Origin of the sequence: Kluyvera sp. Awk 3, assembly GCF_028069715.1 — a bacterium.
GTDB lineage: Bacteria > Pseudomonadota > Gammaproteobacteria > Enterobacterales > Enterobacteriaceae > Kluyvera > Kluyvera georgiana_A.
This window is the reverse complement of the sequence record NZ_JANEWH010000018.1, coordinates 1-25,053: the sequence shown is the minus strand read 5'-3', so window position 1 is coordinate 25,053 and position 25,053 is coordinate 1. Positions and strand designations below refer to the sequence as shown.

The window sequence follows — 25,053 nt, the reverse complement described above, 5'->3', positions numbered from 1 at the left end:
TATATAAAGGTAAAAAATTGATTAGCATGGCTTAACTGCGACAAAAACCGCAAATGCTTAGCGATATTTCGCATTTCCACAGACACCGGGTTTGCTGCTGAAATAGCAGGGAGAGCGCGAAAGATTAAGACGGTCTTAATACGTAAAAAAGGATGATTTCACAGAGTCATTGTTTCCCATCGTTACCAACAGACACAACAATCCGCAAGCATCGTCAGCATCAGGCAACCTATTATTAGCCCGACAATAAATGGGGACTCCCCCGTCTGATGCTTCGGCGTCAATTCAAATGCTTTATGGATGACTACAATGAAAAAATTTACCCGCACGGCTTTACTGGTCGCAACTCTCGCTGGCGCAACCTTCACCGCTCAGGCCGCTGATGTCGCAGCCGCCCCGGCTCCAGCTCAGGACCCGATTGTTCAGCACCTGAAGCTGACCGATGCTCAGGTTTCTAAAATCAAAACACTGCACCAACAGCTGGAGAAAAACGTTCAGTCTATCTCCATGAAAGATGTTAAAGACGGCATGATCATCGATATGATTCAGTCCGGTAAATGGAACGAAGCGGGCGTGAAGCAGCAGCTGGCGGCATTCAGCAAAGTTGACCAGCAGGTACGCTACTACAAAGTGAAATACTACTTCGACTTAAGCCAGGTGCTGACCGCAGAGCAGCGTAAGCAGGTACAGAACGATCTGGCCCAGGCGGCAGCGGAGTAAGTCCATGAAAAAAATCACTCTGATGCTGGGCGCATGCGCTATGTTGATTTGCGGCGCAGCAACGGCGGCTAACGGTCAGGCTGTCAGCAAAGCGAAAACCGCCTGCCAGGACAACCCTACGCAGTGCGCTCAGGCCAAAAGCACGGCGAAAGCTAACGCACAGAAAGAGGCGAAAGCCGCGAAAGACGCCTGTGCGAAAAACCAGACCGCCTGTGACAACGCCAAAGCGAAGGCCAAAAGCGCCGCGCAGAAGTAAGTCGTTATCGTCATAAACGTTCGAACGCGGTGAGCCCCCTCACCGCGTTTTTTTTGCCAAAACGGCACCTGGGTGATAACTGCCTGATTCATACTACGAATTGTGACCTCTCACGCATTAACCACATTCAATCTACTGACATCCCGTACGCCTTGATCGTCGTCAAAAATAATCATACCGTCTGGTCGGTATGATTCGGGCCATGAATATGGAAGCCCAACACCGCAAGAAAGATCCGGTCCGTCTGCACCAACAATTGCTGGAATCCGCGGCAATGATTGCTGGTCGGGATGGCATTGCCGCCCTGTCGCTGAACGCCGTTGCCCGCGAGGCAGGTGTCAGTAAAGGCGGCCTTATCCACCATTTCCCGAACAAGCAGGCGCTGATATTCGCCCTGTTCGCGCGTCTGCTGGCAATCATGGAAGAAGCGATTACCGCGCTGATGCAACAGGATGGCGTGAGCTACGGCCGGTTTACCCGCGCCTATCTGAACTATCTGGCGGATCTCACGGACACCCATGAAAGCCGCCAGCTTATGGTTTTGTCGCTGGCGATGCCCGATGAACCGGTGCTGCGCAAATGCTGGCGCGACTGGATGCTGGAGAAACTGGCGCAGGGCGATGAGCTGGATAACAGCCCAACCGGCACGCTGGTGCGCTACGCCGCTGACGGCATCTGGCTTTCGGAGTTGACGGAAGGGATCACCATGAGCGCCGACCACCGTCGCGCGCTGGTTGACTCCCTGAATAAAATGACGCTTCCCGCGTGAAGCACAGACTGAGGCCGCGATGCGCTACAACATCAATGCCCGTTTTATCTACGACGCCACCGACGGAACCCTGACGCTGCCACAAAGCGATGAACCGGACAGCCAGCTATCCCTCACCGCCAGCGCCCTGTTTAACTATTTTCTGCGCCATACCGAGATTGTCAGCCGGGAAGATGTTCTGAAAAAAGTCTGGGATGACAATGGATTAACCTCATCCAACAGCAATCTGAACCAGTATCTCAGCATGCTGCGGAAGACCTTTCGCCATTACGGCGTCGATAACATCATCGTCACCGTCTCGCGCGGCTATTTGCAGCTTAACCCCGAGGTCATTATCGAAGCGCTGGACGACGCGCCGCCGGATTCGCCACAACAGACGCCAGCCGAACCGCCGCCCGTTGCGACAACGCCAGACGCACCGCGCTCCGCACATGCCCGCGGGATGTGCTGGTACATGGCCGGAGCCTGCTTGCTCACCATTGCCCTGCTTCTGGTTACCTTCAGTCTGGTCGGCATCAGCGAATCTCAGCCTATCGCGCTGACCCGCCTCAGCCATAGCCAGTGCGAACTGCTGGCCAGCGATGAAATGCGACGTTCGGTCAGCGAAGAGTCCTACGGCAAAAACTTCGATGAGGTGCGCCAGCGGCTGAATATTGCCTGTAAACCCGGTGAACGTTTTCTTTTCTTCTATGGCGACCGGCTCGAAACCAACGGGCTGGGGCGCGTGTTCCTTGCCCACTGCGCCATGCATGAAGATAACCCGTTCAGCTATTGCGATAACTACTTTTACTACTCCTGGAAGCCGTAATGAGACTCGCGCCGCGTCCGTTCTTTGCCCTCTGCGTTCTGGTATTTATTGCCGCCGCCGCGTTTAGCGCCTGGCGGCTGCTGCCTGCCGACAACGCGGGTGTCATGAGCTGTTCCACTAAGGGCATCATGCGCTTTGAGAACATGGACAAAGAGAACGTTAACGGCAATATTCACTTCAATTTTGGCGCGCAGGGTAAAGGCTCGATGGTGGTCGAAGGTTACACCGACTCCGCCGCCGGCTGGCTCTACCTGCAACGCTACGTGAAGTTTACCTACAGCAGCAAACGCATCTCGGCCACCGAGCGTCATTACCGCATCAATCAGTGGGAATCGAGCGCCTCCTCGATTGATGAATCGCCGAACGTGATTTTCGACTACTTTATGCGCGAGATGTCCGACAGCCACGACGGGCTGTTTCTCAACGCTCAGAAGCTCAACGAAAAGGCTATCTTGCTCAGCTCTATCAATTCACCGCTGTGGATCTGCACGTTGAAATCCGGCAGTAAGCTGAACTAACCCGTCAATCAAAAAAGACCATCCCCTTGTAGGGGCGTTCGCGACAGGCGGCCAGCCGCTGCGCCAGATTCCCCACATGCAGCTCCAGCTTATGGCCGTCAGGGTCGAGAAAATAGTAAGACGCCCCTTCACTGCGGTTATCTTTCCATACCTCAGCCCCCGCCTGCGCCAGCAGAGCCACCACCCCGGCAAAGTCTTCTTCCGCCACGCTGAAGGCGTAGTGGGTATAGTCGCTTTCCTGAGGGGGCGTTTTACGCCGCTGCTCATCCAGCGACAAGCACAGCCACAGCGCCCCACAGGAGAGATAGGCTCCGCTATCCCAGCTGGCGTGCAGACGCATTCCAGGTAACTGCTGATAAAATGCCAGGCTTGACGCCAGATCGCTGACCGCCAGCGTCAGATGATTCAATCCCTGCAGCATGACTTTTCCTCCCGTTATCAAACCCTGTTGTAAACTGTGATCGGCGACGCATCCCCTCCCGGCCTCACCTCATCACCGGCTAAAAAGCGCATTTTTTGCGTTTAGGCTACCGCCGGAAACCTGCGCCTCGCCACACTAATCCCCGCGCTATGTTACCCCTTTTTTGAAATCATTTAGCAATCCAATAACATTTCATCCCCCCGGAAAAAGCGGGCTAAAAATCGCCTTATTGAAGACCAAATCAGCACCGACATTACAGCATAAAGACATAAATACACGGCCTGATAAGACTAAATCACAGAGTTATATCCTAAATAATTACATCTATCGGATTTAAGTTCCATCCAGATTCTCCCCCCCTATAGTGACATTCGAACGCCGCAGCCGTGGGTTAACGCCGTGACACGGCCGGTTTTCCTTAAATCACAACCTGTTCTGAGGAGAGAGCCATGGGTGATGCATTGGGGCTTATCGAAACCAAAGGTCTGGTGGCCTGCATTGAAGCCGCGGATGCGATGTGTAAAGCCGCGAACGTCGAGCTGATTGGCTATGAAAACGTCGGCTCCGGCCTGGTCACCGCGATGGTGAAAGGCGATGTCGGCGCGGTGAAAGCGGCGGTGGATTCCGGCGTCGAGTCCGCGCAGCGCATCGGGGAAGTGGTGACGTCGCTGGTGATTGCGCGTCCGCATAACGACATCAACAAAATTGTCATTAAACACAAGGCTTAAGGCCAGGAGAACGCAAATGGGTGATGCATTAGGTCTGATTGAAACCAAAGGGCTGGTGGCCTGCATTGAAGCGGCTGATGCCATGTGTAAAGCCGCCAACGTTGAACTGATTGGCTACGAAAACGTCGGCTCCGGCCTCGTCACCGCGATGGTGAAAGGCGACGTCGGCGCGGTGAAAGCGGCGGTAGATTCCGGCGTCGAGTCCGCACAGCGCATTGGCGAAGTGGTGACTTCACTGGTTATCGCGCGTCCGCATAACGACATCAACAAGATTGTCGCTCACTACAAAATTGCCGAATAACCGGAGAGAACATGATGAAAGAAGCGCTTGGCTTAATTGAAACCAAAGGTCTGGTGGCCTGCATTGAAGCGGCTGATGCGATGTGTAAAGCCGCCAACGTTGAGCTGATTGGCTATGAAAACGTCGGCTCCGGGCTGGTCACCGCGATGGTGAAAGGCGACGTCGGTGCGGTCAACGCGGCGGTGGATTCCGGCGTGGAAGCGGCAAAACGCATCGGTGAAGTGGTCACTTCCCGCGTGATTGCGCGTCCGCATAACGATATCGAAAAAATCGCGTCGCAGCATAAAGCATGACCTGACAGGGCACGCCCCGTCTGCACTCTTTTAGTCTGATGAAGGATAGACTCATGATTGAACTGGATACCGATTTGCTCTCTCGCCAGAACGCGCGAGAACTGGTGCGCAACGCCAAAAAGGCACAAGCCGTGATGGCCACCTTTTCACAGCAGCAAATCGACGCCATCGTGAAAAACGTGGCCCAGGAAGCGGCGCACCATGCCGAAGCGCTGGCGAAAATGGCCGCGGAAGAGACCGGCTTCGGCAACTGGCAGGATAAAGTCCTGAAGAACCGTTTTGCCTCGCTGCGCGTTTACGACGCCATCAAAGATATGAAGACCGTCGGCATCATTCATGACGATCAACAGAAAAAAGTGATGGACGTGGGCGTGCCGCTCGGCGTTATTTGCGCGCTGGTGCCTTCCACCAACCCTACCTCGACGGTTATCTACAAGACGCTGATTGCCCTGAAAGCCGGTAATGCGATTATTTTCTCGCCGCATCCGGGTGCGCGTCAGTGCAGCTGGAAGGCCATCGAGATTGTCAAACGCGCGGCTGAAGCGGCGGGCGCACCGGCGGGGATCGTCGACGGCATCACTGAACTGACGCTGGAAGCCACCTCCGAGCTGATGCACAGCAAAGAGGTGTCGCTGATTCTGGCGACCGGCGGTGAAGGGATGGTGCGCGCCGCCTACGCCTCCGGCACGCCAACCATCAGCGGCGGCCCGGGTAACGGCCCGGCGTTTATCGAGCGCAGCGCCGATATCCACCACGCGGTGAAAGACATCATCACCAGCAAAACCTTCGATAACGGCGTCATTTGCGCCTCCGAACAGTCGATCATCGTCGAACGTTGCATTTACGACGAGGTTCATCGCGAGCTGGAAGCCCAGGGCGCGTACTTTATGAACGAAGGCGAAGCGGCGAAAATGGCGGCCCTGCTGCTGCGTCCGAACGGCACGATCAACCCGAAAGTGGTCGGCAAAACGGCACTCTATTTAAGCCAGATGGCGGGCTTCTGCGTCCCGGCCAGCACCCGCGTGCTGATCGCCGAGCAGACTACCGTTTCGCACACCAACCCCTACTCCCGAGAAAAACTGTGTCCGGTACTCGGCCTGTACGTGGAAGAGGACTGGAAAGCTGCCTGCAACCGCGTGATGGAACTGCTGACCAACGAAGGCCTCGGCCACACGCTGGTGATCCACACCCGTAACCAGGATGTTATCCGCCAGTTCTGCCTCGAAAAACCGGTTAACCGCATTCTGATCAACACCCCCGCGGCCCTCGGCGGCATCGGCGCGACCACCAACATCTCTCCCGCGTTGACGCTGGGCTGCGGTGCGGTCGGCGGCGGTTCCAGCTCCGATAACGTCGGGCCGATGAACCTGCTGAACATCCGCAAAGTGGGCTACGGCGTGCGCTCCATTGACGAGTTGCGCGCACCGGGTAGCCGCGTCGAGCCACAGCCGACGATCGTCAGCCAGTCGGTCGACCCGCGCCGCAGCATCCTCGACGACGCGCGCTTCACCTCCCCTTCCCCTGCCGCCGCTAGCGCAAGCGATAACCGCTTCGCCAGCGCGACGACAGAGCAGGAAGGCGAGATAAGCGAGCAAAACGTGGAACGCGTCATCCGCCAGGTGCTTGAGCGCTTAGGCAAGTAACGCATTGATATAAGGCGATAAAAACGATGATTCTCGCAAAGGTAACCGGACATGTCGTCGCCACGCAGAAATGCGATGAGCTACGCGGCAGCAACCTGCTGCTGATAACCCAACTGGACGACGATCAGCAGCCGATGAAGAACCGCACCTGGGTTGCCGTCGACAGCGTCGGCGCAGGCATGCACGACATTGTGCTGGCGGAAGAGTATTTCGCGCTTAACAAGGACCGTTACAAGGCGATGTCGGTGGTTGCCATTGTCGAGAACGTCTTTCGGGACGCGTAAGGAGTGAATAACCCAATGAGTGAATTTTTGCTGAAACCCCGGATCCGTTTTGGTCAGGACGCGCTTGCCGCCCTGAACGACGTGCCCGCTCAGCGTGCGCTGCTGGTCACCGACCAGGCGATGGTGAAATTTGGCCTCGCCTCCCGGGTGACCGACATCCTGCGCCAGCGCGGTATCGAGATGCAGGTCTGGGACGATGTGGTGGCCGACCCGGATATCGCCACCGTGGTGCGCGGGATGAAGCGCATGGACAGTTGCGCGCCGGATCTGGTCATCGCGTTGGGCGGCGGCTCCGTGATTGACGCCGCCAAGGCGGTTATTTTCGCTCTGGCGCAGACCCGTCCGGAGGCAGGACGTGAACGCCCGCAGTTTGTGGCGATCCCCACCACCAGCGGCACCGGCTCGGAAGTGACCAGTTTTTCGGTGGTCAAGGCCCATGCCGAAAAACTGGTGCTGGTTGACCCGTCGCTGCTGCCGGATATCGCCATTCTTGACCCGTCGCTGGTCGCCTCGGTACCGCCCGCCATCACCGCCGATACCGGTATGGATGTCCTGTGCCACGCGCTGGAGGCCTACGTCTCCACCGCCGCCAGCGACTTTTCCGACGCGCTGGCCGAGAAAGTGGTGCAGCAGGTGTTCCGCTATCTGCCCACCTGTTGGCGCAACGGACACGATCTGCTGGCGCGAGAAAAAATGCACAACGCCTCCTGCATGGCTGGCATGGCGTTTACCAATGCCTCGCTGGGCATCACCCACAGCCTGGCGCATGCGCTCGGCGGCGTATTCCACGTACCGCATGGCCGCGCCAACGCCCTGCTGATGGGGAGCGTGGTGGCATGGAACGCGGACTATCAGGGTCAGTGCGACACCGCCGCCGCCCATAAATATGCCCGGCTGGCTCACCTGCTGGATCTGCCCGCAGCCACGACTCGCCAGGGGGTCAATAGCCTGCTGGTCGCTATTGCGGCGCTGAAAGAAGAAATGACGATGCCGACGGGAATACAGCAAACCGGCGTTGATGCCGCCGATTTTGAGCGCCGACTGGCGGAAATGGTCGGCCAGGCGCTGCGCGATAGCTGCACCCCGACCAACCCACGCGCGCCGGACGCCCAGGCTTTAACCGAACTCTATCGCCAGGCATGGAGCGGCAGCGCCGCCCACTGCCGCTGAGAACAAGAACTGGAGAATCTTACCTATGGCACACTATAGCTTAACGCCGCGCGTCAAAGTGCTGGCTGAACGTTTACAGGCACACGCCAGCACCCTGTGCACCGAACACGCCGCCATTCTGAGCGGCCTGGACGGCGATATTGCCGGCGTTCCCGCTGCCGTTAAACCGGCGAGCCGTTTCTATGAACTGATGCGCCAGCTGCCGCTGACCATCAGCGCCGATGAGCTGATCGTCGGCAACCAGACCCGCAAGCCGCACGGGGCGATTTTCCACGACGAAAACGCCGCGCGCCGCCCATCCGTCTTCCAGTTTCTGAATCTGAACAGCGATCTCGACTCCCCGGATTACAAGCTGGTGGTAGAGAAAGGCGTGCTGGCGATTAAACACCAGCTGGAAGAAAAGACCCGTACGCTCGGCAGCGCGGTTAGCCGCAGCGGCATGGACGAAGTCAACGGCTGTCGCGCGGCCATTTACGCCTGCGACGCGCTGATGGCGCTGGCGCAGAACCTGGCCAACAGCGCGGAACAACTCGCCGCCGCAGAGACCAACGCCTACCGTAAGGCCGAACTGCTCGACAGCGCCGCTATTTTGCACCATGTTCCAGCCCACCCGGCGCGCAGCTTCAAAGAAGCCTGCCAGGCATTTTACCTGTTCCAGCTGGCGCTCCAGTTGGATAACGGCAGCTACGCGGTCAACCCGGAAGGCGCAGACAAAGCGCTGCTGCCGTACTATCAGCACGACATCGCCAACGGCACGCTGAATGAAGCGCAGGCCTATGAGATCGTCGAATGCCTGTGGTTTAAACTGGCAGAGCTGAGCGAAGTCCGCGCCGCCAGCGCTATCGACGGCTACCCGATGTTCGATGCCCTGCTCCACGGCGCGAGCCTTGAAAACGCGGGTATCAACGAACTTTCCGCCATGTTCCTCAGCGCGCAGCAAAACCTCAGCGCCCTGCGCCTTCCGGTGCGTCTGTTCAGCGGCGAGCAGAAAGTCGCCGCCGTGCCGTTCGCCGCCGCAAGCGAAACTCCCACCACGGAAGGCCTGACTCCGCGCATGCAGCGCCTGCGCAACCACTACCTGACAGTGCGTCCGAGCGTCTCTATCTACCGCGCGCTGGCCTTTACCGAAGTGGTGAAAGCCAATCCAGGCATGCCGACCATTCTGCTGCGCGCCAAAGCCTTCCGCCACGCCTGCGAAACCGCGCCGATTCTGATTCAGGACGACGAGCTGATCGTCGGCCATCCGTGCGGCAAGCCGCGTGCGGGCGCCTTCTCCCCGGATATCGCCTGGCGCTGGGTGCGCGACGAGCTCGATACCATGAGCACGCGCCCGCAGGATCCATTTGAGATCAGCGAAGAAGACAAGAAAACCATCCGCGAAGAGATCGTCCCGTTCTGGGAAGGCCGCTCACTGGATGAGATCTGCGAAGCACAGTACCGCGAAGCGGGCGTCTGGGCGTTCAGCGGCGAGACCTTCGTCAGCGACCTCTCCTACCACCAGATCAACGGCGGCGGCGACACCTGTCCGGGCTATGACGTGCTGCTGTTCACCAAAGGCATGAACGGCATTAAAGCGGATGCCGAGGCACAGCTCGCCAGCCTGAGCATGGAAAACCCGGAAGATATCGATCGTATTTACTACTACAAAGCGGCGATTGAAACCTGCGAAGGGGTGATTAACTACGCCCACCGTATCGCCGCCCGCGCTCGCGAACTGGCCGCGCTGGAGCAAAATCCTCAGCGTCGCGCCGAGCTGCTGACCATCGCCGAAGTGAACCAGAACGTCCCGGCCAATCCACCGAAAACCTTGCAGGAAGCGCTGCAAAGCATCTGGACGGTGGAATCGTTGTTTGAGATTGAAGAAAACCAGACCGGCCTGTCGCTGGGTCGCGTTGACCAGTACTGCTACCCGATGTTTGAAGCCGATATCCGTGAAGGCCGCCTGACCCACGAAACCGCACTGGAGCTGATGCAGGCGTTTATCATCAAGTGCGCCGAACTAATGTGGATGTCCAGCGAGCTGGGCGCGAAATATTTCGCTGGCTACCAGCCGTTTATCAACCTGACCGTCGGCGGCCAGAAGCGTTCCGGCGGCGATGCCTGTAACGACCTGACCTACCTGATTATGGATGCCGTGCGCTTCGTGAAGGTGTACCAGCCGTCGCTGGCCTGCCGTATTCACAACCAGTCGCCGCAGAAGTACATGGAAAAAATCGTCGACGTGGTGAAAGCGGGCATGGGCTTCCCGGCCTGTCACTTCGATGACTCCCACATCAAGATGATGCTGCGCAAAGGCTTCGATTTCGAAGACGCCCGCGACTACTGCCTGATGGGCTGCGTGGAACCGCAGAAATCCGGCCGCATCTACCAGTGGACCTCCACCGGCTACACCCAGTGGCCGATTGCCATCGAGTTCGTACTCAACCGTGGCCGTATGGTGCTGTTTGATAGCTATCAGGGGCTGGATACCGGCGACCTGCGTGACCTGCACACCTTCGAAGAATTTGACGCGGCAGTGAAAAAACAGATCGCCCATATCGTCCGCCTGTCGGCCATCGGTACGGTGATCAGCCAGCGCGTCCACCGCGACGTGGCGCCAAAACCGCTGATGTCGCTGCTGGTGGAAGGCTGCATGGAAAAAGGCAAAGACGTCTCCGCTGGCGGCGCGATGATCAACCACGGGCCGGGGCTGATTTTCTCCGGTCTGGCCACCTACGTCGATTCGATGGCCGCGATTCGCAAACTGGTGTACGAGGATAAAAAATATACCCTCGAGCAGATGCGCGATGCGATGCTGGCGAACTTTGAAGGCTTTGAAGCGCTGCGCCGCGACTGCCTGAACGCGCCGAAGTACGGCAACGATGACAACTACGTTGACCAGTACGCGCTGGATATCACCGAATGGACCGAGCGCGAGTGCCGCAAGTACAAAATGCTCTACTCCACCCTGAGCCACGGCACCCTGTCTATCTCCAACAACACGCCAATCGGTGAGCTGACCAACGCCACGCCGAACGGACGTCTGGCGTGGATGCCGCTCTCTGATGGCATCAGCCCAACCCAGGGCGCGGATAAGCAAGGTCCGACGGCGATCATCAAGTCGGTGAGCAAGATGAACGTGGAAACCATGAACATCGGCATGGTGCACAACTTCAAGTTCCTCAAAGGGCTGCTGGATACTCCGGAAGGTCGCCACGGCTTGATTACGCTGCTGCGCACCGCGTCGATTCTTGGCAACGGTCAGATGCAGTTCAGCTACGTCGATAACGAAGTGCTGAAAAAAGCGCAGCAGGAGCCGGAGAAATACCGCGACCTGATCGTCCGCGTAGCGGGTTACAGCGCCTATTTCGTTGAATTGTGTAAGGAAGTTCAGGACGAGATCATCAGCCGTACGGTGATTGAGAAGTTCTGATAAGACGGACCGCTGTGGACAAGGAAGTCCGATGTTTCAGGAGGCAAGCGTGATAGCAAAGACAGAATTAACCGGGCGTATTTTCAACATTCAGAAATACTCGATCTACGACGGCGACGGCATCCGCACGCTGGTGTTTTTTAAAGGCTGCAATATTCGCTGCCCGTGGTGCGCCAATCCGGAAGGGTTAAGCAGCCAGTTCCAGGTGATGTTCTCGCAGGATAAATGCATTAACTGCGGCGACTGCGTCAACGTCTGCCCGGCGGGCATTCACTACCGGGCCGAAGAAAACGGCGCGATGAAACACTTCGTCAACCGCAATAAAGACTGCATTGGTTGCCGTAAGTGTGAAGAAATCTGTACCCAGAACGCGCTGGATATTATGGGCAAAGACGTCACCGTCAGCGAGCTGATGGACATCATCATGCAGGACTATGACTTTTACGTCTCTTCCGGCGGCGGCGTCACCATCGGCGGCGGCGAAATGAGCCTGCAAACCGACTTTGCCGTGGCCCTGTTCAGTGAATGCAAGAAGATGATGATCAACACCGCCGTCGAGACGCAGGGCACTACGCCGCTGGCCAATTACCAGAAGCTGGCGCCGGTCACCGATACCTTCTTGTTCGACATCAAACAGATCGACAGCGATCACCACAAAACGCTGTTCGGCATCGGTAACGAAGGGGTACGCCGTAACCTCGAGTGGCTGGTTGATTCCGGCGCGAACGTGATTGTGCGCATGCCGTTGGTGCGCGGCTACAACGATTCATGGGAAGCCATTACCGGGGCGATTGATTACGTCCAGAAGCTGGCGAAGCGCGGCAATATTCGCCGTATCGATATGCTGCCGTACCACCAGCTGGGGCGCAAAAAGTACGAACGTCTGGAGATGCCCTACCCGATTCTTGAGGACCCGACCTACAGCGTGGAAGAGCTGAACAAGCTTGAAGCGTTTTTCGCCCAGTTTGAGTTTGATATTCGCTTAGTTCGTCATTAAAGGAGCCGATAATGAAAAGTTTAGGCGTCATTGAAACACGAGGATTAGTCGCCGCCGTTCAGGCCGTCGACGCCGCCTGTAAAGCCGCGGGCGTGGCCTGTATTGGCTATCGCAAGGTGGGTTCAGGGCTGGTGAGCGTCTGCTTTGAAGGCGAAATCAGCGCGATTCATACCGCCGTCGAGCGCGGCGTAGCGGTGGCAAAAATCAGCGATCCGCAGGTCACATCGCTGGTGATTGCCCGTCCGGAACGCTGCGTGGTGGAAGCGCTCAACAACCTGAAGGGCCACCCGCCGCGCGCCGCCGCGCCAACCACCGTGGTCGCTGAACCGGCAATCGAGGCTCCCGCCGTTGAGCCGCAACCGCTGGTGCCCGCGCCGAACGCCGATGAGAAACACGCTGCCAATAAGAAAGGGAAGAAGGCATGATTGACGCCCTGCTACAGGAAAAAATCGCCGCCCGGCTGACCGAGTCTACGCCCGTCATTCCGGTCGGCATCTCTAACCGCCACGTGCATCTGTCGCAGCAGGACGTCGAAGCGCTGTTCGGCAAGGGCTATACCTTGACGCCGTTTAAGCCGCTGCGCCAGCCGGGACAGTTTGCCGCCGAAGAGTGCGTGACCATCGTCGGCCCGAAAGGCTCGCTCAGCAACGTGCGCGTGCTCGGCCCAACCCGGCCTACCACGCAGCTGGAAGTGTCGCGCGCCGACTGTTTCGCGCTGGGCATCAAAGCGCCGGTGCGCGAATCCGGCCAGCTGGAGAATGCCGGCAGCGCGCTGCTGATTGGCCCGAAAGGCCACGTTGAACTGCACTCGCAGGTGATCTGCGCCTGGCGGCACATTCATATGTCGCCGCAGGATGCCCGTCAGCTAAACGTCAGCAACGGCCAGAAGGTGAGCGTGTGCAGCCACGGCGAGCGTCGGCTAACGTTTGATGAAGTGGTGGTGCGGGTGCGCGAAGATTTCGCCCTCGAATTCCACATCGATACCGAAGAGGCCAACGCCGCCGGGCTGAAAAACGGCGAGCAGGTGGCGCTGATAGGCTAACGGAGGCCATGATGACCGAGCAACAGATCGACCGTCTGGTGACGCAAATCCTCCAGCGCCTGCAGCCTCCCGTGCTGGTGATGGTGACCGCGGCGGAGGGGTATCGCCACGAGATTTGCCAACGCCTGGCGTGCTGCGGCGAGCGGCTGCATCTGGCGTTAAGCGGCGAGCTGACGGATGCTGAGCGCTGGCAGACGCTTGGCGATGTGCAACCCGCGGAGATCTGGCACCGTGCGTTACCGCCCGCCCCCTACAAGGCGCTGCTGCTACCGTTTCTCGATTATCCGCTGGCGGCGGATCTGCTGAACGGCACGCTACAAAGCCCGGTAGCGCAAAGGGTACACGATGCGCTACTGGCAGGCATTCCGGTGCTGGCGCTGCGTTATCTTTGCGACCCGCACAGCGAGCTAAACGCGCTACGCGGCGTCGCGCAGCCCGGCTACGCGGCGCAAATGAGCGCAACGCTGGAACGCCTGACGGCCAGTGGCATCACCCTGGGTACGCTGAACGAACTACTGGACAGGCTGACCGCGAACGCCAGGCCGCCAGCCGTCAGTGAAAGCCCACGGCGTTATCTGACTGTCACAGATATCGTCAATAATCCGGCGCTGGCCGACTCACCCGACGCCGTGTTGACCGATGCCGCCGTCGATTTTTTAAAAGCACAGAAAAAAATAACCTTACCTCGATAACACACCCTGGAGTGTAGATATGTCTTCGAAAACAAAATGCTGGCTATGGATGCTGTTGGTTATCTTGTCGGAAACCTCGGCCACCTCAACGCTTAAAATGTTCGACTCCAGCGAAGGGATGACCAAAACCCTGCTGCTGGCGCTGATCGTGGTGCTTTACTGCATCTGCTACTACTCGCTCTCCCGCGCGGTGAAAGATATTCCGGTCGGTCTGGCCTACGCCACCTGGTCGGGAACCGGCATCCTGGTGGTCTCAACGCTGGGCATGGCCTTCTATGGTCAGCATCCGGATACCGCCGCCATCATCGGCATGGCGGTGATTGCCAGCGGCATTGTCATCATGAACCTGTTCTCGAAAATGGGTCATGAGGAAGCGGAAGAGACGCCGCCGACGCCGGTTTCCACCCTTGATAACAAAATCGCCAACTAACGCAGAAGGAATCGCTCATGTTTAATCTCGGATTTTTATGGCTGGCGCTGTCTATCGGCTCCGAAATCACCGGCACCTCGATGATCAAAAAAACCAACGGTTTTAGTAAACTGGGGCCATCAGTGCTGGTGGTTTGCGCTTACGCGCTGTGCTATTTCGCCCTGACCCGCGCCATGAGCACCATCCCCGTTGGCGTGGCCTACTCACTGTGGTGCGGTTTTGGCATCGTGGGCGTCACCATCTTCTCGATGATTCTCTATAAGCAGAAGCCCGATCTACCCGCGATTTTCGCCATGCTGTTGATCATCAGCGGCGGCGTAATCATGAACGTCTTCTCCGGAATGTAATAGACAATAGAGACCTTCCCTGGCCGGGAAGGTCTCTGCACGGCGAGCGCTTAATATCCCTCAGGATGAGAAATAATTTTTCCCCGTTATATTTACTCCTCTCACCCTTCAGCATCAGAAATCTGCCGCCACCTTTCAGGAAATATTATTTCCGCAAGGAAAGAAGATTTATTTCCCATCGCCGCGAAAAAATACCTCCCCGAAAATCATTCTCCATCAAACAAATGTAAATATCCGAAACATTATTACACAATGGCATTAACGTTCCCCAAAAAGTTATTACACATAGCCTAAGCCATCACTTACGATCATATTTTTATTAGAGTAAAAGACAACAATGACATTGTTTTAAAAGGAAATTAATCCATATGAAATGATAACAACAGATCGTTTTCGCCAATCAATAAAGGGATATCGATCGTTGTCATCTGGCTTATTGCTAATACCCGTGACGATCGGTTTCAACGATCGATATGAATTAGTTCAATCGCCTTTGACAATGGTATTTACGGGTTGTAACATTCGCAACCTTTAATTAAAGGCAGTAAATCGAGTGAGTGTGCGTAGCGTATTTACATCGGGAAAATAATAATTTTCAGTGGTTATTTACTACCGTCATACCCAAAAAATCGTTCTTGCGTGAATGGATTTATTGATTTTTTGCTTCTGGAGAAAGCTGTGATTCGGAACCTGAATTTCCGCCGCCCGTTAAATATCTGTTTCCTGAAAACGGCCATTATTTTCACCCTCGCCTGCATCGCAGTGCTGGCGGTGCAGTGGTACGACGTCAAAAGCAGCTATCAACGGCAAAACATGCGCGACGTGCAGAATCTGGCCGCTTACACCGCAAAGTACCTTCACGACTACGACATCATGCTTGATGAAACCATCGAGCAGTTTATCAGCATCAAACAAGATAAGAAGAATGACGACGGCGAGCTCCGTCACTGGCTGTTTGAGCGCTTTAGCACCATGCCCGACGCCCGTACCTTGGTGTACGCCGACCAGCAAGGGGGTTTTATCCGTCTGCCCAACGTTGAGCTCAACGACAAAACCGAGGAAGACACCGACCCGCGCCACAAGATCTGGTATATGGCGGCCATTCGCGATGACGGAGGCAATACGCACTATACCCGCAGTCGGGATATCTTTGATGATGCCGTCAGCACCCTCACGCTCTCCAAATCGCTGATCAACAACGTAGACGGCGAAAAGCTCGGCGTGCTGGCCATCCGGCTTAACCAGGAACCCAGCATGGATATCCTGAACGCCGCCTACTCCACCCTGCCGGGGCGCAAGTGGATCATGGATAACGAAGGCCAGCAGATAACCAATGAAAGAGAGGCGGTGAATCCCCAGACGCTGGCCAACGTCGCCCCCCGACTCAATAAACAGACGCCCTTTTTCTATCTGCCTGACAGCGAAAGGTGGTATTTCTGCAGCGCGGTGGGCGACACCACGTGGTTTCTGGTTCATGAAGTGCGCAATAGCGATTTAATCTCGCAGGTCTTCACCCACAGCCTGAACGTTATCTACTGTCTGGCCTTCGGCCTGCTGGCGCTGTTTGTCTGTTGGTGGATGGTGCGCTCTTCTCTCAACGGCCTCTATATCAGCATCGCGAACGGTATTCGCAACGGTGCCATCGAACTTAAAGCTGCGGAGGAGATGCTGTATGAAGAGATCCACAATACTACCGTGCAGCAAGAAATGATTAAAAACGAAGCGCTGACCGATGGTCTCACCGAGCTCAAGAACCGCCGGGCTTTTGATAACGATATTGAATTTCTTCAACAGACCAACGATCTGTGCATCGCCATGATCGATATCGATAACTTTAAGACCATCAACGATACTTACGGCCACGCGGTTGGCGATATGGTCCTCAGGACGGTAGCGGATATCGGGCTGCGTCTGCGCGGAATGGATAACATCACCCTCTACCGCTACGGCGGCGAGGAGATTGTCGCCCTGTTTCACGGGATGACGCAGCACGACGCGTTGGCGTTTCTGGAACGCTGGCGTGAAACCTGCGAGCAGCGACACTTTCGCGAGACGAACCTGCGCGTCACCTTCAGCGGCGGCATTGCCACCAAAGACGATATGCGCGTAGAAGAGGCGCTGGTGCTGGCGGATAAACGGCTCTACGAAGCCAAGCGAAATGGTAAAAACCGCATTATCAGCGAGTCGCTGACCTTCGCTTGAGCATTCTGCGGCTCAGGGCTGATAACATCTATAGTATGACAAATAATGTTTATTTTGTGACCTCGCATGCAACTTAAAGCCATAGCGCTGGCTGTTAATGAGGTGATAGGTTTATTTTTTGCATCAAATAGTCATACTAATAAACATGACCTGGAGATGCTTGATGATCCTCGACCGCTCCCTTTTCCTCTCCCCTTCTGATATTACGGCGCTGCGGGCGTGTTTCACGCACGATACGCAGCCCGGCATCACGCTGCGCCACCAACGCCAGCAGCTGGAAGCCTGGCTGGCTCGCCCGCAGTGGATCCCTGGCCACGGCGAAGGCGGCGGCCCGGAACATGCCCGGCATAAATACAATTATCAGATGATGGATCTCGCCGGGCTCCACTGGCTGCTGAGCGGCGACGTCCGCTACCGCGACGCCCTGCTCGCGCTGCTGCGCGGCTATGCCGACGTCTACCCGACGCTGGGCAGCGCCACCAGCCGCGACAGCAATCCGCCGGGCAGGCTATTCCACCAGACGCTCAACGAAGATATGTTTTTACTTTACGCCGCCGGAGCGTGGGCCTGCGTGAAAGGCTCGGCCAGCGAGGCAGACCGCGCGCATATTGAAGAAAACTTGCTGTGCCTGATGGTGCGTGAGGCCATTACCGTCCACCGGGACACCTTCGATATCGTCCACAACCATGGCATGTGGTCGGTGGCCGCCATCGCGCTGTGCGGCCTGGCTACCGACCATCCCGAGTGGGTGGAGATCGCCCTGCACGGTAAGCTGCGCGATGACGTCAGCGGCGGATTTTACGCCCAGCTTAACCAGCTGTTTTCTGTCGACGGCTACTATATCGAAGGGCTTTACTACCAGCGTTTCGCGCTGCGCCCCATGCTGCTACTTGCCGCGGCGCTTGACCGCTGCCAGCCGGAACGGGAAATCTGGTCCTACGGCGATCGTTTAATCCAGCGCGCCTGCGTCACGCTGTTCGATATGGCGTTCCCGGACGGCACTCTGCCAGCACTGAACGATGCCTCGAAAACCATGAATCTGCGCGATGAAGGCGCGCTGATGGCGGTCAGCCTGTGTCGCCAGCACTATGGCGCATCGCCGCAGCTGTCGGCCATCGCCCACTATCAACAGGCATGCTGGCCGTGCCGGGGGGCGCTATTGCTCAGCGAAGATGCGCAAGCACCGGGTGAGGCCACGGTCCGCCGTTCGCAGTTGGTACGCGACGGCGTGGCAGGCGATCGCGGCGCAGGCGGTATTCTGCGCGCTCAGCCTGACGGAGAATCGGAGAGTATGGCGCTGCTTTGGTGGGGCGGGCATGGCAATATCGCCGGTATGCACAGCGCCCTGAACCATGGCCATTTTGACGGACTGCACCTCAGCTACTTTACCCGTGGGCACGAAATCCTTCAGGACTACGGCTTCGCCCGCTGGGTTAACGTCGAACCTAAATTCGGCGGTCGCTACGTGGCGGAAAATAACGGCTACGCCAAGAAAACCGTGGCCCACAACACCGTGGTGGTGGATGAAGGCTGCCAGAATCAGGGCGACAAAGAACGGGCGGCGGCGCGTCACGGAAATACCCATTTCTTTACCGGCAGCGGCCCATATCAGGGGATGAGCGCCTTTGCCGACGACTACTGGCCGGGGGTTAACCAACAGCGCACGGTCCTGTTGCTCACGCTGCCGCAGTGCGAGCGCCCGCTACTGGTCGATCTGTTTGCGCTGTACAGCGACAGCCGCCATCAGTATGACTATTGCCTGCACACGTTGGGGCAAATCATCCACTGCAACCGTGAACTGAAGGCGGAACCTACCCGAGCGCCGCTCGGCACCTCGCAAGGCTATGAGCACCTTTGGCGCTGCGCCTGTGGCCCGGTGCCCGCCGCAGAAGCGGCGCAGTTGAGCTGGCTATACGGCGACAGCTTCTACACGCTGACCAGCACAATGCCACAGCCCGGCGAGCTGATAATCGCCCGGACAGGTGCCAGCGATCCTGCGTTTAACCTGCGCGAAGAGCCCGCATGGCTGTTACGAACACATGCGCAAAACACGCTGTTTGCCAACGTGCTGGAGTGCCACGGCGAGTTTGACGAGTCGCGGGAAGTTTCGCGCCAGGCGCGGGGGAACGTACGGGAAGTGGTGATTGAGGAGCACAGCGCGGCGCAGACGGTTGTGTTAATCGCCTTCCACCAGGGCGAGCCCTGCCGGATAGCGGTAGATAACCGCCGCGGACACGGCGGGTTCAGCGTGGCGTAATCAGAGGCGGTGTTTGCTGGCGTCCATCATGCCGAGGGACGCCTGGAACGCCGCCTCCGCATCGCCCGCCATAATCGCTTTATAGATGCGCTCATGGTCGTCGAGACACATGCCGCCCTCTTTTGAGGAGTGGCTGATAAACCATTTGAACACCGTAGTCAGCACGTTGCCAAACGGCTGATAGAAGCAGTTACCGGACGACATAAAAATGATGCGGTGAAAGCGCGTATCGGCATCCACCCACCGTTCAGCGTCAAAATTTTGCGCAATGCGGCACATTTCTTCCCAGGTCTGTGACAACGCGATGCACTGCTCGCGCGTGGCATTTATCGCCGCCAGACGGGTCGCGTGCGGCTCAATCACCCGCCGGAACTCAAGAAACTGCTGATACATTTCCAGCGTGCCTTCCATGCCGCTCAGCCATTCCAGCAGCTGTACGTCGAGAATATTCCAGTCGGTGCGGGCGCGAACGCGGGTACCGGTTTTCGGCCGCGACTCCAGCAAGCCTTTAGACGATACTAGTTTCAGCGCCTCGCGCAGCGCCGTGCGGCTGACTCCCAGCTGTTCACACAGCTCAACTTCGGCCGGTAATACGGTGCCAGGCTGCAGCTGACCGGAGAAAATCTTGCGGGCAATGTCGCTGGCAATCAGGCCATCCAGGCCGCGCTGTGTCGTCGTAATCGTCGTGAAGTTCATGCTTTTGTCATACCTGAACAAGAATTATGGCTCAGTGTAACATAGCCAGGGGGATCGATTAGCGCATCCAGCGCAATTTTCTCGGCTTTTTCCGTACATTTAACCATCACTCGACAGCCTGATATCGCATTTAGTCATACTAATAAGGATCGTTTTTACGCCAAATTGTTCAATTACTCAACACAGATCACAAGTCACACTCGATAAAACGCCAAACATTGAAGTGGATCGCAAATCAGCTCACGCCAATTTTATTAGTCATACTAAATGACAAATAATACTTCATCTCCTGATACAACTCGCGAGTGTGGACATAATGGATATCAACATTATTGTGATGGTGGTGTACTTCGTGCTGATGATTGCTATCAGCTACGCGTTCAAAAAAATGGGTACCGGGTCGGCAAGCCACTACTTCCGCGGCGGCGGCAGGATGCTGTGGTGGATGGTGGGCGCGACGGCGTTCATGGCGCAGTTCAGCGCCTGGACCTTCACCGGCGCCGCCGGTCAGGCCTATCGCTACGGCTTTACGGCCATCGGCGTCTTTGCCGGTAACGTCATTGGTTACATCGTCGGCTGGTGGTGGTTCGCCACCCGTTTCCGCCAGCTGCGGGTCGATACGCCCACTCAGGCCATCAGCCAGCGCTTTGGCCCGAAAAACGAGCAGTTCTTTACCTGGATCCTGATTCCGCTCAGCATCCTTAACGCGGGCGTGTGGCTTAACAGCCTGGCGGTGTTTGCCAGCGCGGTCTTTAAGTATGACTTAACGCTGACGCTGTGGATCACCGGTCTGGTGGTGTTGCTGATCTCCCTGCTGAGCGGCTCCTGGGGCGTGGTGGCCAGCGACTTCGTACAAACGCTGATTGTGGCGATTATTTCGGTGGTTTGCGCGGCGGTGGCGCTGTTTAAAGTCGGCGGCCCGGTCAAAATGGTCAACGACTTCCCGTCCGGCTTCTTTACCGGCCCGGACACCGGCCCGCACTATATTCTGATCCTGATCGTCTGCTTCGCCTTCTTCTTTGTGAAGCAGCTGCAAAGCTTCAACAACCTGCAGGATTCCTATCGCTACCTGAACGCCAAGGACAGCGCCAACGCCAAAAAAGCCGCGCTGTTTGCCCTGTTCCTGATGCTGTTCGGCACCCTGATTTGGTTTATACCGCCGTGGGCCACCGCCATTCTCTACCCGGATATGGCGCAGTCGCACCCGGAACTGGGGAAAAACGCCACCGACGCGGCCTATCTGGTGTTCGCCGAACGCGCCATGCCGGAGGGAACCGTCGGGCTGCTGATGGCCGGCCTGTTTGCCGCCACCATGTCGTCGATGGATACCGCGCTTAACCGCAACTCGGGCATTTTCGTGCGCAGTTTCTGGACGCCGGTGGTGAATCGCAATGAACCCAAAAGCGAGCACTACCTGCTGCGCGTCGGCCAGACGGCGTGCATCGTCAACGGCGTGCTGGTGATTCTGGTCGCGCAGTATATGCAATCGCTGCAAGAGCTGAGCCTGTTTGACCTGATGATTCAGGTTGGGACCCTGGCTTCCGCGCCGATTATCGTGCCGCTGTTCTTCGGCATGTTTATCCGCAAAACACCGGACTGGTCCGCATGGGGGACGGTGGTCTTTGGGCTGATTGTTTCTTACGTCATTACCCACTGGATCACGGTGAAAGACGTGAGCGACGCGCTGGGGCTGACGCTGACCAACCGTGAACTGAAAGATCTCTCCGCCGTGTGGAATATCTTCTGCCACCTGGTGTTTACCGGCGGCTTCTTCTGCCTGTCGACGCTGTTTTACCGCGAGCCGGGTAAAGCGCGCGCTTCGGTACTCGCTACCTTCTTCAGCAATATGGAAACACCGGTCTACGCCGACCACGAGCAGGATGGCTTCGACCGCCTGCAGCGCAGCAAAATCGGCAAGATATCGCTCGCCATGGGTCTGTGCATGCTGCTGATGATCCTGATTCCTAATCCATTGTGGGGACGCCTGCTGTTCCTGCTCAGCGCTGCCGCCATCATTTTGTTCGGCTACGTTCTTTGGCGCAGCGCCTCTTCTGATTCTTCAACACAAGGGAGCAACTATGTTTACCGACCTGAAAAATAAGCGCGTATTAATCACCGGGTCCAGCGCAGGGATGGGGCTGGCCGCCGCGCTGGCGTTTGCCCGCCAGGGAGCCAAAGTCGGCATCAACAGCCATAACGTACCGCCGGAGCTGGAGGAGACGTTGAGTCTGCTGCGTCAATACGGCGGCGAGGTCGAATTCTTGCAGGCCGATGTCACCAGCTCGGACGAATGCGCTCACCTGGTCGCCGCGTTTGTTGAACGCTTCGGTGGCCTGGACGTGTTGATTAACAACGCCGGCGGTCTCGGAGGGCGGGCCAACCTGGAAGCCATTGACGATGAATTTTACGACCGGGTGATGGATCTCAACGCCCGCTCGGCGCTGATGATGACCCGCTTTGCCATTCCGCATTTACGCGCGGCGGCGAAAGCCCGAGGCGAAACCACCTGCGTTATCAGCACCGGTTCCATCGCCGGGCGCGAGGGCGGCGGCGTGGGTGCGGGCGTCTACGCGGCGTCGAAGGCATGGTTGCACGATATTCACCGTAACTGGGTGAAAGAATTTACCGTCGACGGTATCCGCTTCAATATCGTCTCACCGGGCACCATCGATACCGCGTTCCATGACGGGAAAAGCGACGAACTGCGGGCCAAAATCGCCGCCAGTATCCCGATGGGCCGCTTTGGCACCGCTGAGGAGGTTGCACCAGCGTTCTTGTTCTTCGCATCGCACGCCTGCAGCGGCTATATCACCGGGCAGATTCTGGACGTCAACGGCGGACAAATGGCGCCATAATGGATAAAAAACACCCCTTCAGTTCATCCTGAAGGGGTATTTCGCTTCGAGCCAAAATCGGTATCCAGCAGAATGATAGGCATAATCTTTATATTGTTATAGTCCGGAGCCCCCTGCCAACGATATAATCAGCAGCGAATAAATCGCTTAATAACCTCCGCTCGAGCACCAGGAATTTATGATGACCACGCAGCGTCTGGTGAGCATAATCACGGGCGTGCTGATTATCCTAATCATTCTGCCCATTACGCTCAGCCTGTGGCTGGCCCACCGCCAGGCCCACGAACTCTTTGACCAGGAGTTAAACAACTACGCCGCACGGGTCATGGCGCGTTCAGAGCGCGTCAAGCATCAAACGCGTACCGCGCTGGAAGAGGTCAGCCGCTTCCGGGGCGAGACCTGTAGCCTGGCGCATCTGCGTCAGTTGCAAAAGATGTCCTATATTCATCAATACGTGCAGAGCGTGTTTTTCCTTGAAAACGCGGTCCATCCCTGCGCCCTGTTGGGCAATAGTCTGGGCGAAAAAGTCCCGGACTCCGAATTTACCGCCCCCGGCGGTTATCAGGTGTGGCTGGTGTCGCGTCACGACCTGCAAACCGACGACAAAATGGTCGCCGTCAGCAACGGTCGGTACGTCGCCATTGTGGATCCCGATTCACTGATCGACGTCTTGCCGCACCCTCACTACCCCATTCATGCCGCGTTGATCAGTACGAAAGGTTATCAGGTGATCACCAGCAATGCGCCTGTCGACGCGGACTTCTGGCAAAAAAATCTGCATGTCTTTCAGCCAACAATCGAAAAAGATGGCATCGTTTACCACCAGCAGCTTCTGCCAACGGTGGGGGCGATTTTACTGACCTGGTCTTCCCTGCAGCCGATGGAATCCAGCTTGCGCCACCAGCTGATGATTTGGGTGCCGTTGGGCATACTCCTGAGTCTCATCACGGCATTTTTGATGCTGCGTCTTCTGCGCCGCCTGCGTTCATCACATTACCGCATTCTCGATGCCATACGGACGAAGGAAATCAGCGTGCACTATCAGCCGGTGGTCGACCTGAAGAGCGGACGCATCGTCGGCGCCGAAGCGCTGGCCCGCTGGCAGCAGCCGGACGGCCACTGGCTACCGCCGGATATTTTCATCCCGCTGGCCGAGCAAACCGGCGTTATTAATCAACTGACCGAATATATCGTGCGTACGGTATTTGACGATCTCGGGAACTGGCTGGCCGCGCATCCACAACAACATATTGCGATTAATTTCTCCGCCGCCGACCTCAGTTCGCCTCCCCTGCCGACGCTCGTCAAACAACTGCTCACGCAGTGGCAGGTTGCCGCCAATCAGATTGCGATTGAAATTACCGAGCGCGAACTCATCACTCCCAAAACCGCGTGCCCGGTGATTCAGGCCTACCGGGAAATGGGCCATACCATTTGTATTGATGATTTTGGCGTCGGCTATTCAAGCCTCAGCTACTTGCAGGATCTGGACATCGACACGCTGAAGATCGATAAATCCTTCGTCGACAGCCTGGAACACAATCGCGTGACCGGCCATATCATCGACATGGCAAAATCGCTCAACCTGACGATGGTGGCCGAAGGGATTGAAACTCCCGCGCAACGCGACTGGCTGCTCGCCCACGGCGTGCAGACCGGACAGGGTTGGCTATTCAGCCCAGCGCTGGCGAAAAAAGCGTTTATCCACTGGGCGAACGATAACCTACAGCCAGGCGAACGTTAATGGTGATAGGCCAGCGTCTGCGCATGGAGCGGGCTTTCGGAAAGCTTCTGGCAGTGCTGTAGCGTCCCCTTCCCCGCATAGCGATATAAAAACTCGCCGCTACGGCTGCGGTGGATAAGCCTGTCGCCATTGCTAAAGCTGACCACCTCGACGCCGTTATCCTGACGGTGGCCAGCGCCGACTTCATAATGCCCCTGCCACAGTTCCGATACATGACCATAGACATGGAGAGTGACCTCCACCAGGCCGCGCGACGGGCAATGAAGCTGCAGCGCCGTCGAGTTAAAATTCAGCGCCAGAGATGAGGGGGAAATTAAAATAAACGATAATAATAACAGCAGATTCTTCATCATTTTATAGGTAAACAGACTCAATATGAGGCGCTACCATACAGGCCTGATGAATATAACGTTTTTGTTCTGACTCAATAAAAACGAAGAAACAGAAATGGATATTACGAAATAAAAT

Annotated in this window: 26 protein-coding genes; 23 read left to right on the top strand and 3 right to left on the bottom strand. The window is 56.9% G+C overall.

The features are described 5' to 3' along the window. Nucleotides 1–309 precede the first annotated feature (309 nt). The 5 genes from NNN71_RS06165 (at nt 310) to NNN71_RS06145 (ending at nt 3,071) form a co-directional block, all read left to right on the top strand. Complete coding sequence (locus NNN71_RS06165; protein WP_053390145.1) at nt 310–720, top strand: Spy/CpxP family protein refolding chaperone; 411 nt, start codon at nt 310–312, stop codon at nt 718–720. A gap of 4 nt (nt 721–724) precedes the next feature. Beyond that, complete coding sequence (locus NNN71_RS06160) at nt 725–976, top strand: hypothetical protein (RefSeq protein ID WP_053390144.1); 252 nt, start codon at nt 725–727, stop codon at nt 974–976. A gap of 190 nt (nt 977–1,166) precedes the next feature. Further along, nucleotides 1,167–1,745 carry a TetR/AcrR family transcriptional regulator gene (locus NNN71_RS06155; RefSeq protein WP_064548968.1) on the top strand — a complete coding sequence of 193 codons (579 nt, stop codon included), beginning with the start codon at nt 1,167–1,169 and terminating at the stop codon, nt 1,743–1,745. A gap of 19 nt (nt 1,746–1,764) precedes the next feature. Beyond that, nucleotides 1,765–2,553 carry a winged helix-turn-helix domain-containing protein gene (locus tag NNN71_RS06150; protein ID WP_271458093.1) on the top strand — a complete coding sequence of 263 codons (789 nt, stop codon included), beginning with the start codon at nt 1,765–1,767 and terminating at the stop codon, nt 2,551–2,553. Continuing rightward, the gene (locus NNN71_RS06145) at nt 2,553–3,071 is read left to right on the top strand and encodes a FidL-like protein (protein ID WP_014839979.1); all 519 of its coding nucleotides are present in this window, start codon (nt 2,553–2,555) and stop codon (nt 3,069–3,071) included. Before NNN71_RS06150 ends, NNN71_RS06145 begins: the two co-directional genes overlap by 1 nt. A 4-nt stretch (nt 3,072–3,075) precedes the next feature. On the opposite strand, the gene fosA is transcribed toward NNN71_RS06145, so the two are convergent. Beyond that, entirely contained in the window at nt 3,076–3,492 is a 417-nt protein-coding gene (gene fosA / locus NNN71_RS06140; RefSeq protein WP_271458092.1) for a FosA3/FosA4 family fosfomycin resistance glutathione transferase, read from the bottom strand. Between the two features lie 449 nt (nt 3,493–3,941). On the opposite strand from fosA, the gene NNN71_RS06135 reads away from it, so the two are divergent. The 15 genes from NNN71_RS06135 (at nt 3,942) to NNN71_RS06065 (ending at nt 19,290) form a co-directional block, all read left to right on the top strand. After that, a complete protein-coding gene (locus NNN71_RS06135) occupies nt 3,942–4,220 on the top strand; it encodes a BMC domain-containing protein (protein ID WP_001540796.1) in 279 nt (92 codons plus the stop codon). A 16-nt stretch (nt 4,221–4,236) separates the two neighbouring features. Beyond that, nucleotides 4,237–4,521 (top strand): BMC domain-containing protein, encoded by a 285-nt coding sequence (locus tag NNN71_RS06130; protein ID WP_006821084.1) that lies wholly within the window; start codon nt 4,237–4,239, stop codon nt 4,519–4,521. Nucleotides 4,522–4,535: 14 nt separating this feature from the next. After that, on the top strand, nt 4,536–4,814 hold the full coding sequence (locus tag NNN71_RS06125; protein WP_015585230.1) for a BMC domain-containing protein: 279 nt from the start codon (nt 4,536–4,538) through the stop codon (nt 4,812–4,814). 53 nt (nt 4,815–4,867) lie between these two features. Beyond that, entirely contained in the window at nt 4,868–6,457 is a 1,590-nt protein-coding gene (locus NNN71_RS06120) for an acetaldehyde dehydrogenase (acetylating) (RefSeq protein ID WP_163447936.1), read from the top strand. 26 nt (nt 6,458–6,483) lie between these two features. Then, nucleotides 6,484–6,741, top strand: coding sequence for a EutN/CcmL family microcompartment protein (locus tag NNN71_RS06115; protein ID WP_163447935.1), 258 nt, complete (start codon nt 6,484–6,486; stop codon nt 6,739–6,741). Nucleotides 6,742–6,756: 15 nt separating this feature from the next. After that, nucleotides 6,757–7,911, top strand: a complete 1,155-nt coding sequence (locus tag NNN71_RS06110; RefSeq protein WP_271458091.1) for a 1-propanol dehydrogenase PduQ — start codon at nt 6,757–6,759, stop codon at nt 7,909–7,911. A 25-nt stretch (nt 7,912–7,936) separates the two neighbouring features. Then, nucleotides 7,937–11,323 carry a choline trimethylamine-lyase gene (gene cutC / locus NNN71_RS06105; protein WP_271458090.1) on the top strand — a complete coding sequence of 1,129 codons (3,387 nt, stop codon included), beginning with the start codon at nt 7,937–7,939 and terminating at the stop codon, nt 11,321–11,323. A 49-nt stretch (nt 11,324–11,372) separates the two neighbouring features. Beyond that, nucleotides 11,373–12,320: a choline TMA-lyase-activating enzyme gene (gene cutD / locus NNN71_RS06100; RefSeq protein WP_163447932.1), complete on the top strand. Its 948-nt coding sequence runs from the start codon at nt 11,373–11,375 to the stop codon at nt 12,318–12,320. Nucleotides 12,321–12,331: 11 nt separating this feature from the next. After that, a complete protein-coding gene (locus NNN71_RS06095) occupies nt 12,332–12,745 on the top strand; it encodes a BMC domain-containing protein (protein WP_271458089.1) in 414 nt (137 codons plus the stop codon). Further along, a complete protein-coding gene (locus NNN71_RS06090; protein ID WP_163447930.1) occupies nt 12,742–13,362 on the top strand; it encodes a phosphate propanoyltransferase in 621 nt (206 codons plus the stop codon). The genes NNN71_RS06095 and NNN71_RS06090 overlap by 4 nt, the downstream gene beginning before the upstream one ends. 11 nt (nt 13,363–13,373) lie before the next feature. Next, nucleotides 13,374–14,054, top strand: coding sequence for a hypothetical protein (locus NNN71_RS06085; protein ID WP_271458088.1), 681 nt, complete (start codon nt 13,374–13,376; stop codon nt 14,052–14,054). Nucleotides 14,055–14,073: 19 nt separating this feature from the next. Beyond that, nucleotides 14,074–14,484 (top strand): DMT family transporter, encoded by a 411-nt coding sequence (locus NNN71_RS06080; RefSeq protein ID WP_163447928.1) that lies wholly within the window; start codon nt 14,074–14,076, stop codon nt 14,482–14,484. A 17-nt stretch (nt 14,485–14,501) separates the two neighbouring features. Beyond that, nucleotides 14,502–14,831 carry a DMT family transporter gene (locus tag NNN71_RS06075; RefSeq protein WP_065356243.1) on the top strand — a complete coding sequence of 110 codons (330 nt, stop codon included), beginning with the start codon at nt 14,502–14,504 and terminating at the stop codon, nt 14,829–14,831. Between the two features lie 678 nt (nt 14,832–15,509). Next, entirely contained in the window at nt 15,510–17,033 is a 1,524-nt protein-coding gene (locus tag NNN71_RS06070) for a sensor domain-containing diguanylate cyclase (protein WP_271458087.1), read from the top strand. A 163-nt stretch (nt 17,034–17,196) separates the two neighbouring features. Then, entirely contained in the window at nt 17,197–19,290 is a 2,094-nt protein-coding gene (locus tag NNN71_RS06065; RefSeq protein ID WP_271458086.1) for a heparinase II/III domain-containing protein, read from the top strand. Here NNN71_RS06065 and NNN71_RS06060 read toward each other — a convergent pair whose 3' ends face one another. After that, nucleotides 19,291–19,986 (bottom strand): FadR/GntR family transcriptional regulator, encoded by a 696-nt coding sequence (locus tag NNN71_RS06060; protein WP_163447925.1) that lies wholly within the window; start codon nt 19,984–19,986, stop codon nt 19,291–19,293. A gap of 316 nt (nt 19,987–20,302) precedes the next feature. Here NNN71_RS06060 and NNN71_RS06055 point away from each other — a divergent pair, with 316 nt between their 5' ends. From NNN71_RS06055 to NNN71_RS06045, 3 genes are all read left to right on the top strand, one after another. Next, complete coding sequence (locus NNN71_RS06055; protein WP_163447924.1) at nt 20,303–22,087, top strand: sodium:solute symporter family transporter; 1,785 nt, start codon at nt 20,303–20,305, stop codon at nt 22,085–22,087. Beyond that, nucleotides 22,065–22,841 carry an SDR family NAD(P)-dependent oxidoreductase gene (locus NNN71_RS06050; RefSeq protein ID WP_271458085.1) on the top strand — a complete coding sequence of 259 codons (777 nt, stop codon included), beginning with the start codon at nt 22,065–22,067 and terminating at the stop codon, nt 22,839–22,841. Before NNN71_RS06055 ends, NNN71_RS06050 begins: the two co-directional genes overlap by 23 nt. Before the next feature lie 178 nt (nt 22,842–23,019). Further along, nucleotides 23,020–24,585 (top strand): EAL domain-containing protein, encoded by a 1,566-nt coding sequence (locus NNN71_RS06045; RefSeq protein WP_333909572.1) that lies wholly within the window; start codon nt 23,020–23,022, stop codon nt 24,583–24,585. Here the strand turns inward: NNN71_RS06045 and NNN71_RS06040 are convergent. After that, the gene (locus NNN71_RS06040) at nt 24,582–24,938 is read right to left on the bottom strand and encodes a hypothetical protein (protein WP_271458084.1); all 357 of its coding nucleotides are present in this window, start codon (nt 24,936–24,938) and stop codon (nt 24,582–24,584) included. The genes NNN71_RS06045 and NNN71_RS06040 overlap by 4 nt on opposite strands. Between the last annotated feature and the right edge of the window lie 115 nt (nt 24,939–25,053).